Origin of the sequence: Pseudoxanthomonas spadix BD-a59, assembly GCF_000233915.3 — a bacterium.
In the GTDB taxonomy this organism is placed as follows: Bacteria; Pseudomonadota; Gammaproteobacteria; order Xanthomonadales; family Xanthomonadaceae; genus Pseudoxanthomonas_A; species Pseudoxanthomonas_A spadix.
This window is the reverse complement of record NC_016147.2, coordinates 2052029-2067066: the sequence shown is the minus strand read 5'-3', so window position 1 is coordinate 2067066 and position 15038 is coordinate 2052029. Positions and strand designations below refer to the sequence as shown.

Annotated in this window: 13 protein-coding genes; 6 read left to right on the top strand and 7 right to left on the bottom strand. The window is 69.4% G+C overall.

Annotation, left to right across the window (positions count from 1 at the left end; genetic code table 11):
- The first annotated feature begins 11 nt into the window (after positions 1–11).
- Positions 12–248 carry a hypothetical protein gene (locus DSC_RS09325; protein WP_014160915.1) on the top strand — a complete coding sequence of 79 codons (237 nt, stop codon included), beginning with the start codon at positions 12–14 and terminating at the stop codon, positions 246–248.
- Positions 249–274: 26 nt separating this feature from the next.
- On the opposite strand, the gene DSC_RS09320 is transcribed toward DSC_RS09325, so the two are convergent.
- Genes DSC_RS09320 through DSC_RS09305 form a run of 4 tightly spaced genes read right to left on the bottom strand, consistent with a single transcriptional unit; the run spans position 275 to position 5911 of the window.
- On the bottom strand, positions 275–1393 hold the full coding sequence (locus tag DSC_RS09320; protein WP_014160914.1) for a hybrid sensor histidine kinase/response regulator: 1119 nt from the start codon (positions 1391–1393) through the stop codon (positions 275–277).
- The gene (locus tag DSC_RS09315) at positions 1390–1968 is read right to left on the bottom strand and encodes a chemotaxis protein CheB (protein WP_014160913.1); all 579 of its coding nucleotides are present in this window, start codon (positions 1966–1968) and stop codon (positions 1390–1392) included. The genes DSC_RS09320 and DSC_RS09315 overlap by 4 nt, the downstream gene beginning before the upstream one ends.
- Before the next feature lie 2 nt (positions 1969–1970).
- Positions 1971–2819 (bottom strand): CheR family methyltransferase, encoded by an 849-nt coding sequence (locus DSC_RS09310; protein WP_014160912.1) that lies wholly within the window; start codon positions 2817–2819, stop codon positions 1971–1973.
- On the bottom strand, positions 2792–5911 hold the full coding sequence (locus DSC_RS09305) for a response regulator (RefSeq protein ID WP_014160911.1): 3120 nt from the start codon (positions 5909–5911) through the stop codon (positions 2792–2794). The genes DSC_RS09310 and DSC_RS09305 overlap by 28 nt, the downstream gene beginning before the upstream one ends.
- Positions 5912–6080: 169 nt before the next feature.
- Between DSC_RS09305 and DSC_RS09300 the strand changes: the two genes are divergently transcribed.
- From DSC_RS09300 to DSC_RS09290, 3 genes are all read left to right on the top strand, one after another.
- Positions 6081–6446, top strand: coding sequence for a response regulator (locus tag DSC_RS09300; RefSeq protein ID WP_014160910.1), 366 nt, complete (start codon positions 6081–6083; stop codon positions 6444–6446).
- 322 nt (positions 6447–6768) lie between these two features.
- Entirely contained in the window at positions 6769–7248 is a 480-nt protein-coding gene (locus DSC_RS09295) for a DUF421 domain-containing protein (RefSeq protein ID WP_014160909.1), read from the top strand.
- Between the two features lie 79 nt (positions 7249–7327).
- Positions 7328–7975: a response regulator gene (locus DSC_RS09290; protein ID WP_014160908.1), complete on the top strand. Its 648-nt coding sequence runs from the start codon at positions 7328–7330 to the stop codon at positions 7973–7975.
- A 28-nt stretch (positions 7976–8003) separates the two neighbouring features.
- Here the strand turns inward: DSC_RS09290 and DSC_RS09285 are convergent, their stop codons facing one another.
- A complete protein-coding gene (locus DSC_RS09285; protein ID WP_083833519.1) occupies positions 8004–11312 on the bottom strand; it encodes an Rne/Rng family ribonuclease in 3309 nt (1102 codons plus the stop codon).
- Positions 11313–11718: 406 nt separating this feature from the next.
- Here DSC_RS09285 and DSC_RS09280 point away from each other — a divergent pair, with 406 nt between their 5' ends.
- Positions 11719–12699, top strand: coding sequence for an RluA family pseudouridine synthase (locus DSC_RS09280; RefSeq protein WP_014160906.1), 981 nt, complete (start codon positions 11719–11721; stop codon positions 12697–12699).
- A 78-nt stretch (positions 12700–12777) separates the two neighbouring features.
- On the opposite strand, the gene DSC_RS09275 is transcribed toward DSC_RS09280, so the two are convergent.
- Both DSC_RS09275 and DSC_RS09270 read right to left on the bottom strand, forming a co-directional pair.
- Complete coding sequence (locus DSC_RS09275) at positions 12778–13215, bottom strand: energy transducer TonB (protein WP_014160905.1); 438 nt, start codon at positions 13213–13215, stop codon at positions 12778–12780.
- On the bottom strand, positions 13212–13559 hold the full coding sequence (locus DSC_RS09270; protein WP_014160904.1) for a 4a-hydroxytetrahydrobiopterin dehydratase: 348 nt from the start codon (positions 13557–13559) through the stop codon (positions 13212–13214). Before DSC_RS09270 ends, DSC_RS09275 begins: the two co-directional genes overlap by 4 nt.
- A gap of 117 nt (positions 13560–13676) precedes the next feature.
- Here DSC_RS09270 and DSC_RS09265 point away from each other — a divergent pair, with 117 nt between their 5' ends.
- Positions 13677–14270 (top strand): NfuA family Fe-S biogenesis protein, encoded by a 594-nt coding sequence (locus DSC_RS09265; RefSeq protein WP_014160903.1) that lies wholly within the window; start codon positions 13677–13679, stop codon positions 14268–14270.
- The last annotated feature ends 768 nt before the right edge of the window (positions 14271–15038 follow it).

Genomic DNA, 15038 nt, shown 5'->3' with positions numbered 1-15038 from the left:
CCGGAAATCACATGTTCATCCTGCGCCTGGGCCGCAGCCAGTCGATCGGCCCGGCGCGCCTGCAGCAGATGTGGAAAATGGCCTGCGCCTGCCCTGATATCAGCGTCTCACGTCAGCCAGGACAGCAGGACGATCGCACCTATCTTCTGGCCGCGCATATGGACGTGCTCGAACACGACGCCGAGCAGCGCATGCGCCAGATGCTGGAAGGCGAGGGCTTCCTGTTCCGGCTGATGCGCGCCCGCTGAGCAGCGCCCAGGCCGGCGGCGTTGCCTCAGCTGTTGCCACGCGCCAGCAATGCTTCCATCACCACCTGTCCATCCTCGTTGCGTGCGACCAGGGTGCCGCGGTGGGCCTGTACGAACTGCTGCGCGATATACAAGCCCAGCCCGAGCCCATCGCTGGCCCGGAAGCGGCCCTTGAACGGCTCGAACAACCGCGGCAGCAGTTCATCGGCAATGGCCCCGGCGTTGCGCACCCGCAGCCGGATCTTGTCCGCGTCCAGGCCTTCCAGTTCCACCTGCACCGGCGCGCCGCCGCCGTGGACCACCGCATTGCCGATCAGGTTGGACATCACCTGGGCGAAGCGGTCCGCATCGACGCTGGCCTGCAGGTTGCCAGTGCAGGTCAGCTGGATGTCCGCGCCGGGGTGAGCCTGGGCTGATTCCTCCACCGCTGCGCGGGCCAGCTCGGCCAGGTCGCCAGGCCTGAACTTCATGCGCAGCCCGCCGCTGCGGATGCGCGAGAAATCCAGCAGCTGCTCGACCATGCGCGCCATGCGCCGGCCGCTGCTCTCCAGAAAGCGCAGGGTGCGCCGGGTGCCCTGGTCCTGTGGAAGCTCGTGGCTGAGCTTCTCGGCGCAGAGCAGCACCACCGACAGCGGCGTGCGCAAGTCGTGGGTGAGCACGGCCATCATGGTCTCGTTCAGTTCCAGCGCACGCTCCAGCGCCGCGTTGCGCTTGGCCAGCAGCTGGCGCTGCTGGTAGAGCTCGATGAACACCTTGATCTTGCCCAGGATCACATGCGGCTCGATCGGCTTGTGCAGGAAATCCACCGCGCCGCTTTCATAGCCCTTGAATGCACGCGTGGGATCGTTGGGCGAGGCAGTGAGGAAGATGATCGGCACCTGCCGGGTGCGCTGCGAGCCACGCATCAGCTCGGCCAGGGTGAAGCCGTCCATGTCCGGCATGTGCACATCCAGCAGGGCCAGGGCGACCTCGTGCTGCAGCAGCAGTTCCAGCGCCTGCGCGCCGGAACTGGCGCACAGGATGTTCAGGCCGTCGCGGCGCAGCAGCGCCTCCATCGCCACCAGGTTCTCCGGAACGTCATCGACGATGAGCAGGTTGACCGGCTCGCTGGGCGGTGGGGTGGCGTCGGACTGGGTGAGCTTCATGGATAAAGCTGCCTCAAATGGGTGCAAAGATCTTGCAGGGTCAGCACGGCATCGGCGCCGGCGTGGGCCAGGGCCGAAGCGGGCATCAGCGGCGAGCTGGCTTCCTGCGGCGACTGGATCCAGGCGGTGCCGCCGGCCGCGCGCACCGCGGCGATGCCGGCCGTGCCATCGCTGCTGGCGCCGGTCAGCAGGATCGCCAGCAATCGCGTGCCGAACACCTCGGCGGCCGATTCGAACAGCGGATCGATCGCCGGGCGCGAGAACAGCACCGGCGCATCCACCGACAGCGCCAGCGTGTTGCGATCTTCCACCAGCAGGTGGTAGTCCGGCGGCGCAAACACCACCGTGCCGGGCTGTAGCGGCTGCTTGTCCTGCGCCTCGCTGACCGGCAGGCGGCAATGGGTGGCGAGCAGTTCGGCGATGCGGCTGGTGCGGTCGCGTGGCAGGTGCAACACGATCAGCACCGGCACCGGCAGCTGCGCGGACAGGCAAGCCAGCAGCTGCTGCAGCGCCAGCACGCCGCCAGCCGATGCGCCGATGACGATGGCGTCGAAGCGCGAGCTGGGCGCCGGCATGCTCATGCGACCTTGCGGTACAGGCGCTGCTCGCGCGCACAGGCTTCAAAGGCACGGGCATGGGCGCCGAACTGCAGCGACTCCTTGCTGCCCAGGCCCAGGAAGCCGCGATGCACAAGGGCCTCGTGGAACAGGCCGATCGCCCGGTCCTGCAAGGCCCGGTTGAAGTAGATCAGCACGTTGCGGCACGACACCAGGTGCACCTCGGAGAACACCGTGTCGGTGGCCAGGCTGTGGTCGGCGAACACGATGTTGCGCCGGAGCGTGCGGTCGAACACCGCGCCGTTGTAGGCGCCGGTGTAGTAGTCCGACAGCGATCCCTTGCCGCCGGCCTTGAGGTAGTTGCGGCTGAACAAGGCCATCCGCTCCAGGTCGAAGATGCCGGCCTCGGCCGTGCTCAGCGCCTCGGGATTGATGTCGGTGGCATAGAGGATGCTGCGCTCCAGCAGGCCTTCCTCGCGCAGCAGGATCGCCAGCGACCACACTTCCTCGCCGGTGCTGCAGCCGGCCACCCACAGCTTGATCGACGGATAGGTGCGCAGCACCGGGACAGCCTGCTCGCGCAATGCGCCGAAATAATCCGGATCGCGGAACATTTCCGAGACCTGCACGGTGAAAAACTGCATGGCCTGGGCAAACAGCTCCGGCTCGTGCAGCAGCCGGTGCTGCAGCTGCGCCACCTGCGTGCAGTCGTAGCGCGCCATCGCCTGGCGCACGCGCCGGCGCAGCGAGGACATCGCATACTGGCGGAAATCGTAGTGGTAGCGCTGGTAGATCGCCTCCAGCAGCAGCTTCAGCTCCAGGTCGAAGAGCTCGGCCTCCTTCACTGGCGCGAGCACCACACCCGGCACAGCGAGACCAGCTTGTCCACGTCGATCGGCTTGGCGATGTAGTCGTTGGCGCCGGCTTCCAGGCAGCGCTCGCGATCGTCGGCCATGGCCTTGGCGGTGAGCGCGATGATCGGCAGATGCTGCAGGTGGCGGATCTTGCGGATCTCGCGCATCGCGGTCAGGCCGTCCATCTCCGGCATCATGATGTCCATCAGCACCAGGTCGACCTGGCGCACCTTCAGCCGCTCCAGCGCCTCCAGCCCGTTGCGGGCGATTTCCAGCTTGACGCCCAGCGGCTCGAGCACGCTGGACAGGGCGAAGATGTTGCGCACGTCGTCTTCGGCCAGCAGCACGGTGCGTCCGTCGAGCACCGCATCGCGGCGGCGCGCCTCGCGCAGCAGGCGCTGCTGGTCGCTGGGCAGCGAGGCCTCCACGCTGTGCAGGAACAGGGTGACCTCGTCCAGCAACCGTTCCGGCGAGCGCGCGCCCTTGATGATGATGCTCTTGGAGTAACGGCGCAGGCGCTGTTCCTCGTCGCGGGTCAGCGCGCGGCCGGTGTAGACGATCACCGGCGGGAAAGCGACCGCCTCGTTGTCGGCCATGCGTTCGAGCAGGTCGTAGCCGCTGCCGTCGGGAAGGGCCAGGTCGGTGACCATGCAGTCGAAGGTGGCCGCGGCCAGCTGCTCCATCGCCTCGGCGATGCTGCCCACGGTGGTGATTTCCAGCTGCTCGTGGGCCAGCAGGCGGCGCAGGCTTTCACGCAGCTCGCGGTCATCCTCGACGATCAGCAGCCGGCGCAGGTCGCGCGCGCTGGTTTCCTCCAGCTGGCGGATCGCGCTGACCAGGCGCTCGCGCGTGGCCGGCTTGAGCAGGTACCCCACCGCGCCCAGTTCCATCGCCACCTGGCTGTGCTCCTGCGCCGAGACCACGTGCACCGGGATGTGGCGCGTGGACGGATCGCGCTTGAGCCGCTCGAGCACGCTCAGGCCCGACACGTCAGGCAGGCCCAGATCCAGCAGCACGCCGCTGGGTCGCAGCTCGGCCGCCAGGGCCATGGCTTCCTCGGCCGTTGACGCCACCACGCAGTCGAAGTCCATGTCGTGCGCCAGCTCGACCAGTGCATGGGCGAAGGCCGGATCGTCCTCCACCGCCAGGATCATCCGGCCCGGACGGTGGCCACGGTCGCGGTCGTCCTGCGCCCTGGGCAACGGCGCGGACTGCGCGGCTGCAGTGGCGGGGCGTTGGGTGCGCGCCACCGCCGCCGGTGCAGGCATTGCGACCGGCGCCGACGTGGCCTGGCTGCTGGCCGGCACGGCGGGTGCCAGCGCGGCGGCGGGCGCGCCGTCCACCGGCAGTTCCAGGGTGAAGCTGCTGCCCTGGCCGGGCGTGCTGGCCACGCTGATCGCACCGCCCATGCGCACGGCCAGATCGCGCGAGATCGACAGACCCAGGCCGGTGCCGCCGAAGCGGCGCTGGGTGCTGCCGTCGGCCTGGCGGAAGGCCTGGAAGATCACCTCGGTCTGTTCCGGGGCGATGCCGATGCCGGTGTCGCGGACCACGAAGCGCACCCGCTGCGGGCCGTGGGCCTGTACGTCCAGGGTGACGCTGCCGCGTTCGGTGAACTTGACCGCGTTGGCCAGCAGGTTGTTGAGGATCTGTTGCAGGCGATGGCTGTCCACCTGCAGCTGTGCCGGCGCGTCGGCGCTGGCGGCGATCTGCAGCTGCAGGCCCTTCTGTGCGGCCAGCGGCTCGAAGGTCTCGCGCAGGCGCAGCAGGATCGCTTCGGTGGCGACGGTCTCCTCGGCCAGTTCGACGTGGCCGGCCTCGATCCTGGACAGGTCCAGGATGTCGTTGATCAATGCCAACAGGTCGGTGTTGGACGAATGGATCGCCTGCGCATATTTGACCTGCTCGGCGTTGAGGTTGCCCTCGCGGTTGTCCGCAAGCAGCCTGGCCAGGATCAGTGAGCTGTTGAGCGGGGTGCGCAACTCATGGGACATGTTGGCCAGGAACTCGGATTTGTAGCGCGAGGAGGCCGCCAGCTCGCGGCTGCTGCGCACCAGGTCGGCCTGCGCGCTCAGCAGCAGGTGGCGCTGGGATTCCAGCTCGTGGGTGCGTTCTTCCAGGTGCACGTTGATCTGTTCCAGCTCGGCCTGCTGCTGCTCCAGGTTGGCCTGGGATTGCTGCAGGCTGCGGCTCTGCTCCTCCAGTTCCTCGTTGGTCACCCGCAGTTCTTCCTGCTGGGTCTGCAGTTCCTCGCTCTGGCGCTGGGTTTCTTCCAGCAGTTCGACCAGTTCCGAACGCAGCTGCGCGGTGCGCAGGGCCACGCCGATGGTTTCCATGCAGCGCTCCAGCAGCGCCAGCGCGCGGCGGCCATCGTCGCTGACCGCAAGTCGGCCCAGTTCCAGGACGCCGACCACGCGCCCGTCGGCGGTGACCGGCGCGATGAACAGCTCGGCCGGCGCACTGCGCCCCAGCGCCGATTCGATCGGCAAGTGTGCGCCCTGCGGGCCGCGCAGATGGCGCGGGCGTGCCTGCTGCACCACTTCGCCCAACTGGCCGCTGTCCAGTGGCAGCTCGCGCACGGCTGATTGGGGCAGGGCAATGCCGCCGGTCAGCAGCAGGCGCTGGCCCTGCACCCGGTACAGGGCGCCGACCTGCGCATCGAGCTGCTCGCACAGGATGCGCAGTGCCAGTTCGGCCATCTGCGCAGGTTCCAGATCGCCCTGCAGGCTGACCGCCACCGCGTTTTCGCTCTCCTGCAGCCACAGCATGTATTCGGCGTGCAGGCGTGCGCGGATGGCCTGCATCGCGATCAACCCGGTGGCGATGAAGCAGATCCCGCCCATGCTGCGGTTGACGATGGAGAACGATGCGCTGTTGCTGGCCGGTGCCAGGTGGTAGCCCACCACCAGCAGTACGCAGGCGAGCAGGGCCAGGATCAGCGGCACCTGAGGACGACGCTGGAACAGGCACACGGACACGGCCAGGAAGTAGCCCAGCCATACCGCATAACCCAGCGGTGTGACCAGTTCCGCAAACAGCGTTGCGATCGACAGGGCGGCTGCGGCCGCCCAGATCCAGGGGTCACGCGATACGGGCGCAGCGCTCATGCTTGATCGTGGAAGTCGAAAAAGACGGAGGATTTTATCCGATCACCAGCGCGCGCAGCCGCCTTTGACGCATGCACGAATCCTTCACGCCGCAGCTTGCCAGACTCCGGGGCGTGGGCTGCGTGCGGCGCGCCGCGCCGCCGTTTTTGATCGTCAGGACAGGTTTTCCATGAGCCAACCCTTGCGCGTCCTCCTTGTCGAGGATCAGGCCGACCTTCGCGAATTGATGGCCGATGCCTTGACCGGCCTTGGCATGCAGGTCGCCACCGCCGCCGATGCCAACAGTGCCTTGTCGCTGCTCGATGCGGACCCCGTCGTCGACGTGCTCCTGAGCGACGTTTACATGCCCGGCCAGATGAGCGGCGCCGAGCTGGCCGTGCGCGTTTGCAGCAAGTTTCCCGAGGTGCGCGTGATCCTGGCCTCGGGCCAGGGCCGCCACCAACTGCCGGAGCTGCCGGCCAGTGTGGAGTTCGTGCAGAAGCCCTACAGCCTGGCCCAGCTCATCGGCCTGCTGCGCAATCGTGCCTCGGCCTGAGGGGTTCGCGCGCGGCGCCTCCAGCCAATTGTCGGGTGACATCACCAGCGGGTGGGAGGGTCAGCGTGATCGTGGGTCGATCGTGGCGTGTCCAGCAGGCAAGGTGGAGCCCCGTGGTCCTGCTCGGGTGTTTCCCGGAAAAGTCACTGCCGGGCGCGCGGCCCGTCAATGCCGTTGCCCGCCATCAGGGTCGGTCCGGCTGTCCTGCAAGGACCGGAGCGCTGACGCGACAGCGCGCACTGTTCACACCTTGAACGTCGGCGCGTGCGCAAGCTGCGCGCCATGATCGGGCCGCCGGTGCGCCCGGGGAAGGAGCGCGGGAATGGAACACAGCCTGTTTGATCTGGCGATGCCGTGGTGGCAGTTCGTCCTGCGCGCGGTCGCGGTGTACGTGGTGGTGCTGTTGATGGTGCGCGTGACCGGCAAGCGCGCCCTGGGGCAGACAGCGCCGTTCGACATGCTGGTGATCGTGCTGCTGGGCGAGGCGGTGCAGAACTCCCTGATCGGCGAGGATACCTCGCTGCTGGGCGGGCTGATCCTGGCGGCGGTGCTGCTGCTGCTGAACTGGCTGGTGGGCTTCGCCACCGCGCGCAGCAGGCGTCTGGACCTGCTGGTCCAGGGCAGGCCGGTGGTGTTGGCCCGCGACGGCCAGATCGCCTGGGAAGAACTGGTCAAGCGCAATGTCAGCTACGCCGATTTCGAAACCTCCAAGCGTGAGGCCGACTGCCGCGACGACAGCGAGATCGACCTGGCCATCCTGGAGACCTCCGGCAGGATCACCGTGCTGCGCAAGAGGGACTAGCCCGGCAGGCTTGCCCCTCGCAGACGCCGGGGGTAGGCTCCGAGGCGGGGAATTGCCGTGTTTGACAAGGGGGACAGGGATGACGATCCGGGTCTTTCTGGTGGACGACCACGCGCTGGTCCGCACCGGGCTGAAGATGATTCTGGCCGATCAGGTCGATATCGAGGTGGTCGGGGAAGCCGAAAGCGGCGAGCAGGCACTGCCGCAGATCCGCAGGCTCAAGCCGCACGTGGTGCTGTGCGACATGCACCTGCCGGGCCTGAGCGGGTTCGATGTGACCGAGCGCATCGTGCGCGGTGGCTCCGGCAGCCGGGTGATCATCGTCTCGGTGCTGGAGGACGGGCCATTGCCCAAGCGCGTGCTCGAAGCCGGTGCTTCGGGCTACGTGGGCAAGGGTGGCGATGCCAACGAACTGCTGCGCGCGGTGCGCGATGTCTCGCGTGGCAAGCGCTACCTGGGCAGCAACGTGGCCCAGAATCTGGCGCTGTCGTCGATGAGCCAGGACGCCTCGCCGTTTGACGGGCTGACCGCGCGCGAGCTGGAAGTGGTGATGCTGCTGGTGCAGGGCCTGCGCCAGAACGAAATCGCTGCCCGGCTCAGCCTGAGTCCCAAGACGGTGAGCACGCACAAGACCCGCGTGTTCCAGAAGGCCCGGGTGCAGGACACGGTGGCGCTGGCCCGGTTGGCCGCGCAATATGGATTGGTCGACACGGCCCGGGTCGTCTAGACGCGGGCCTGCCGAGCAGCGCCCGGAATCAGGCGCTGCGTTCGCTCCCGGGCCTGTCCGGCGCGCGCTGGTCGTCGTTGTGGGCTTCGGTTTCCCCCTGGGTCGGACGCGGGGCCGACACCGGCTCGAACAGGTGGCCGGTCATCGACTCCGGCAGGTCGGGGTCGGCGCTGAAGAACGGCGAGCCTGCTGCCGGGCCGCTGGCCGGCATGGCCGGTGCTGCAGCCGGCGGCGCCGGGCCGACCGACGCGTCCTCAATGGGCCGGGCGGCCTCGGCCTGGCGCACGGACGGCGCGGACTGGGCTTCGGCCGGCAGGTCGGGCTGCGGCTGCGCGATCGGGGCGTGCCGGGCTGGCGTGTCCTGGGCCGGGGCAACGGCGACCGGTTCCGGGGCTCCAGCCGAAGGCGTGGAGATGCTCGGCGCGGCCTCGCTGGCCACCGCCTGAACCTGCGCCTGTGCCGGTTCGGCGACGACGGCCTCGGGTCCGGCGGGCCGGTGGTTGGCGATCCGCGGTTCGACCTCGATCTCGGTCGCAGGTGCGACTTCGGCCGAGGCTGCAGCGGCGGCCGGGCTCGGCGGGTTCACCTGCTCGGCGACCGGGGCAGGCGAGGCGATCACGGCCGGTGCGGCGGGCTGCGCTGCTTCACTGCCCGGTGCGGGCGCGATCGGCGCTTGCTTGCCGGTGCTCGCCTCGACCACCACGGCGGTCGCGCTGGCGGCGGCCACCGCCGCGGTGCTGGCGGCATTGGCCTGGGCCCGCGCCGGGGTCGGCCTGGCGGTCGCCGGTTCGGCGTCGTCGAAGTCGAACTCCGGCTGCGAGGAGGAAGGCACCACCACCGGTTCCTCCTCGCCCCCCAGCTCGGATTCGTCCAGTTCGCCGGCGACATTGGCGGCCTCGCCACTGCCGCGACGACGGCGACGACCGCCGCGACGGCCGCGACGACGACGCGGCGTGCCGGTTTCATCGACACCCTCGGTCTGGTTGTCGTCACCCGCCTCGTCGCTGCCATCCTCGGCATCGGCCAGGGCCTGGTCTTCCTCAGGGGCGACCGGCGGCTTGGGCTTGCGCGGTTCTGCCTGCGGCTCGGCCTTGGCTTCGGTCACCGCTGCGGGCGCTTCGGCCTGCGGCGCGGGCGCGGCCTGGACCGGTGCGGCACCATCGGGCTGAAGGGCGGTCGCGACCGCCGCTGCAGTCACCGCATCACCGCTCTCAAGCGGCTTGCGCGGCTCGCGTGGCTCGCGAGGCGGTCTGGGCGGACGGTTGCCGTTGGCCGGCTGCTCCTGGGCGCCGTCGTGCTGCGGCCGGGGCGGCCTGGGCGGCTGCTGTGGCTTGGCCTGCTGTTGCGGCTGCTGCGGCCGGGCCGGCGGTTCTGCGCGGGTGCGCGGCGAGGAGCCATTGCCCGGGGCCTGGATGGCATCCTTGTCCTTGTTGCGGGCGTCGCGCTCACGGCGCTGAGCGTTCTGCTGGCCGCCGCGGGCATGGCTGCCGCCCTGGCCGCGGCCACCCTCGCGACGCTGCGGGCCGGTGTTGCCAGCGTGATCGTTGCGGGCCGGAGCGGTCTGGCTGCGCTGCGGCTGGGCTGGCGCGGTGGCCGGGCTGCTGGCGGCGCCGAACACGCGCTTGAACCAGCCGACCACGCCGCCGGCTGCGGGCTGGGCGACCGGCGCTGCGACGACGGGTGCCGGCGTTGCTTCGACCGGGGCCGGGGCCTCGCGTTCCTGACGCACCGGCGCCGGCTGGGCGTGCTTGACCGTGGTCACCGCCGGTGCGGCCGGGATGTTGAGCTGGGCCTTGGTCAGTGCATGCACCGGCAGCTTGCGCGGGGTGCCGCGCTGGTAGCTGGGCTTGGCGGACTCTTCGCCCAGCTCGTTCTCGCGCAGGCGGGTGACCTCGTAGTGCGGGGTCTGCAGTTGCTCGTCGGCGACGATGATGATCGGCGCATCGTGGCGCTGCTCGATCTCGCGCAGGGCGTTGCGTTTCTCGTTGAGCAGGTAGTTGGCGATTTCCAGCGGCGCCTGCACCAGCACCTGGCCGGTGTTGTCCTTCATGGCGTGCTCTTCGGCCACCCGGATGATGGACAGCGACAGCGACTCGACGCTGCGCATGCGGCCGTGGCCCTCGCAGCGCGGGCAGACGATCTGGCTGGACTCGCCCAGGCTGGGGCGCAGGCGCTGGCGGCTCATTTCCATCAGGCCAAAGCGCGAGATCCGGCCCAGCTGGACCCGGGCCCGATCGTACTTGAGCGCGTTCTGCAGGCGGTTCTCGACTTCACGCTGGTGCTTGGCCGAGGACATGTCGATGAAGTCGATCACCACCAGCCCGCCCAGGTCGCGCAGGCGCAGCTGGCGGGCCACTTCCTCGGCCGCCTCGCAGTTGGTCTGGAACGCGGTTTCCTCGATGTCGCCGCCCTTGGTGGCGCGGGACGAATTGACGTCGATGGCGGTCAGCGCTTCGGTCTGGTCGACCACGATCGAGCCGCCCGAGGGCAGGCGCACGTTGCGCTCGTAGGCCGCCTCGATCTGCGATTCGATCTGGAAGCGGTTGAACAGCGGAATGTCGTCGGTGTAAAGCTTGAGCTTGCGCAGGTTGTGCGGCATGACCTGCTGCATGAATTCCTGGGCGGTGGCGTAGAGCTCCTCGGTATCGACCAGGATCTCGCCCACGTCCGCGCGCAGGTAGTCGCGCAGGGCACGCACGATCAGGCGCGACTCCTGGTAGATCAGAAACGGCGCCGGCCTGGACAGGGCGGCTTCGGCCACGGCCTTCCATACGCTCAGCAGGTAATCCAGGTCCCACTGCAGCTCTTCGGCATCGCGGCCGACGCCGGCGGTGCGGATGATCACGCCCATGTCCTCGGGAATGGTCAGCGCATCCATGGCGGCTTTCAGCGCGGCCCGGTCGTCACCCTCGATCCGGCGCGAGACGCCGCCGGCGGTGGGCGAATTGGGCATCAGCACCATGTAGCGGCCGGCCAGGGAGATGAACGTGGTCAGGGCCGCGCCCTTGTTGCCGCGCTCGTCCTTGTCGACCTGGACCACCACTTCCTGGCCCTCGCGCAGCAGTTCGCGCAGGCCGGCCTTGTTGTGGTCGACCCCGGACTGGAAGTAGTCGCGGGAGATTTCCTTGAGCGGCAGGAAGCCATGGCGCTCGGCGCCATAGTCGACGAAAGCCGCTTCCAGCGACGGCTCGAGCCGGGTGATGCGGCCCTTGTAGATGTTGGACTTCTTCTGTTCCTTGGACGGCTGCTCGATATCGATGTCGTAGAGCGTCTGCCCGTCGACGATGGCCACGCGCAGTTCTTCTGCCTGCGTGGCATTGATCAACATACGTTTCATTGTCGCGTTCCTCGCGCTCTACCGCGCGACAAACGCCATGGCGTTCTTGCTTCTGGAACGTTCGGCCGCTTCCCGCGCAGGCGCGGGTGGGCGGGTTGGAGCTTCCAGCGCTTCGACACCACGGCGAGCCGCGGGAGCGCTTGTTGTTGTTGTCGGTGTTGCGGGACCGTCGGCCATCCGGCCATCAGGCCGGTTGTGCCGCGCGGGACGTGTTCAGCTCGGATGTCTGACGCACCCGGCGGTGTCAGGGATTGCCGGCGAGCCGCTAACATGGCCGCCCCGGGGACGGTGGTCGCGTACTGTGCCGGGCTTCGCCAGGAAAGCTGGGCTTCTGGCCCATGAAGCAACTTCCCTGCGAAATCAAACCCTTATCTCGCACGCCGAGTGTAACAGACAAGATGGACGAATGACTGCCCCCGCACGCCCCGAACATCCCGCCGCGCGCAGCGCCGTGCGGACCGTGGTGGTGCCCGAGGATCGGGAGGGCCAGCGGCTGGACAATTTCCTGCTGGGCCAGCTCAAGGGGGCCCCGCGCAGCCTGGTCTACAAGCTGGTCCGCAGCGGCCAGGTCCGGGTGAACGGGGGCCGGGCCAAGGCCGAGCGCAAGCTGCTGGCCGGTGACCAGGTGCGGGTGCCGCCGGTGAACCTGGAGGACACCGCGCCCGGTTCAGCCCCGCCGGCCGGGTTCCTGGCCCGGATGGAGGCGGCGATCGTGTTCGAGGATGCGCGCCTGCTGGTGATCAACAAGCCGACCGGGGTGGCCAGCCACGGCGGCAGCGGGATCAGCCACGGCGCGATCGAGACCATGCGCGCGCTGCGCCCCAAGCAGGCGCTGGAACTGGTCCACCGCCTGGACCGGGACACCTCCGGCCTGCTGGTCCTGGCCAAGAAGCGCGCGGCCCTGACCGAGTTGCAGGCGCTGCTGCGCGAGGACGCCGGCCCGAACAAGGGCATTCGCAAGCGCTACCTGACCCTGCTGACCGGGCGCCTGCCCGACGGCACCATGACCGTGGACGCACCACTGCTGGTCGGCCTGCGCCAGGGCGGCGAGCGCCATGTCCAGGTCAACGACGCCGGCAAGCCCAGCGTCAGTCACTTCAAGGTACTGGAACGCCGCGGCGGCCAGTCCTATTGCGAGGTGCTGATCGAAACCGGCCGCACCCACCAGATCCGCGTGCACGCCCAGCACCTGGGCCATCCGGTGGCCGGGGACGACAAGTACGGCGATCCGCAGGCCAACAGGCGCCTGCGCGAACAGGCCGGGCTGAAGCGGCTGTTCCTGCACGCCGCCTCGCTGGAGTTCTCGCTGGATGCCGGACGCACGCCCTATGTCCTGAATGCGCCGCTGGCCGACGACCTGGCCGCGGCGCTGGACGCGCTGGCGTAGGAGCGCACCGCAGGGGCGCGATGGGCGTTCCCGGTAAAGCCTCTCGCGGCCATGCCCGAGCCGGCCGCACAATCAGGTCTAGGGTTGTGCGGATTTGTTCTCGTCCAGCGTGAGGCAGGCGTCCGGCCGGACCTGTGGGGTGGGGAAGTTCACCGGCACGTTGATGGTCTGCGGAACCGGCTGGCCGGCGCGGGTGGCGGGCTTGAACTTCCAGGTCTTGACCGCGGCCACGGCGGCCTCGTCCAGCGCAGGCGTGCCACTGCCGCGCAGGACGGTGACCTCGGTCGGGGTGCCGGCCGTGCCCACGGTGACCTTGAGCGTGGAGGTGCCGCCGTTGCCGTTGCAGGCTGCTTCCAGCGGGTACTGTGGCGGCGGGGTTTCCAGGGCGGCCAGTTCGGTCGGTGGCGGGGTGGCCGGGGCGGCGGCCTCGGGCTGCCGGCCGCAGGCGGCGATCAGCGCAACCAGCGAGCAGGACGCCGCGACACGCAGCGGGGTACGGACAAAAGAAAGGTTCATGCGTCGGGCTCCAGTGCCTGCACCTTGGCGGCGCAGATGAAGTCATTCTCGCTCAGTCCGCCGACGTCATGGGTGGAGAAACGCACCACCACCCGGTCGTAGTGCACGCCCAGGTCGGGATGGTGGTCCTCGGTGTGGGCGATGTAGGCCATGGCGTTGACGAAGGCCAGGGTGCGGTAGTAGTCGGGGAAACGAAACGTGCGGGTCAGGGCCTTGCCCTGTTCGGCCAGTTCCCAGCCGGGAATCTGCGGCAGCAACTCGGCCACGCGCGCCTGTCCCAGGCGGTGTTCGACACCGCTGCGCCGCAGGCAGTGCGCCTGCGCCAGGGGAATCAGATCGGACATGGACAATCTCCTGCGTGGGTGCAATGTGCGTATGGGGTTCAACCAGCTGAACGTACCACTGCCCGGCGTGACCGCTGTGTTCTGACCGCTCGGCCGTGGGCTCGGTAGAATACGGCCATGATCCAGATCACCGACACTGCCCAAGCCCATTTCCGCAAGCTGATCGAACGCGAGGCCACGCCCGGCCTGGGCGTGCGCCTGAGCGCGGTCGACCCCGGTACGCCGCGCGCTGATGCGCGGTTGGAGTTCGCCGAACCGCGCGAGCTGGCCGGCGACGAATGGGCCGTGGATTGCGAGGGATTCACCGTCTACATCGATGCGGCCAGCGTGCCGTGGCTGGGCGATGCCGAGATCGATTTCGTCACCCGGGGCGCCGGCAGTCAGCTGACCATCAAGGCGCCGCACATCAAGGGCAAGGCGCCGGCCGAGGGCGCCTCGCTGGTCGAGCGCGTGCGCTGGGTGGTCGAGCATGAGGTCAATCCGCAGCTGGCCTCGCATGGCGGCCGGGTGGCGGTGGAGGAGGTGACCGGCGAAGGCGTGGTGCTGCTGCGCTTTGGTGGCGGCTGCCACGGCTGCGGCATGGCCGATGTGACAATGAAGCAGGGCATCGAGAAGACCTTGCTCACGCGCGTGCCGGGGGTCACCGCGGTACGCGACGCGACCGACCATGACACCGGCCAAGCACCGTACATGCCGCGCGACGCTGCCTGATTCCGCGGCCCGGTGACGACAGCCACCGAGATCATCGCCTTCCTGCTGTCACGCAGGACCGCGCCCATTATCCAGAGGACCACCGGCCTGCTGCCACATGGCTGGGAAATCTGGCTGCGCAACGCGCCGCAGCGCCATGGCCGGCTGACCTATGAGCCGATCGATGCGCTGATCGCGCAGCTGGGCGCGCGTGCGGCCAGGCCGACGCCGCCGGTGGTGCCGATGGGCCGCTGGCGCGCGCTGCGTTCGCTGCTGTGGCAGCACTGGGATCCGCCGCCGCGCGAGGAACGCGGCACGCGCTGGGCCGGCGGCCTGGGCAGCCTGCTGCTGCACCTGGGGTTCTTCGCGTTACTGATCCTGGCCAGCCTGATCAACATGCCCGCGCCGCAACAGGACACTGACGGCACGCGCGTGGAGTTGACCCTGATCGGACGCGGCAGCCAGGGCGAGGGCGGTGGCGCCGGTCCGCAGACCCCGGACACCGGTGCACAGGCCGCGGCGGCGCCAGCGGCGCGTGCGCCCAGTCCGCCGCGTCGGGCCAGCGCGGCGGCGGCACCCGTGGCGGCGCCGCCGGCGGCACCCGTGGCGGCGCCGCCGGCGCCTGCCGAGCCCGCGCCACCGCCACCCGCGGCCCAGCCGCCGCTCGCCGCGCCGCCCGCGGCGGCGCAAGCCGAACCGCAGCCCGAACCGCCGCAACCGGCGCCGGCCGAACAGCCGCCCGGCCGCGACCACGGCCGCCGAGGTCCCGCTGCGCGCCGCCCAGCCGGC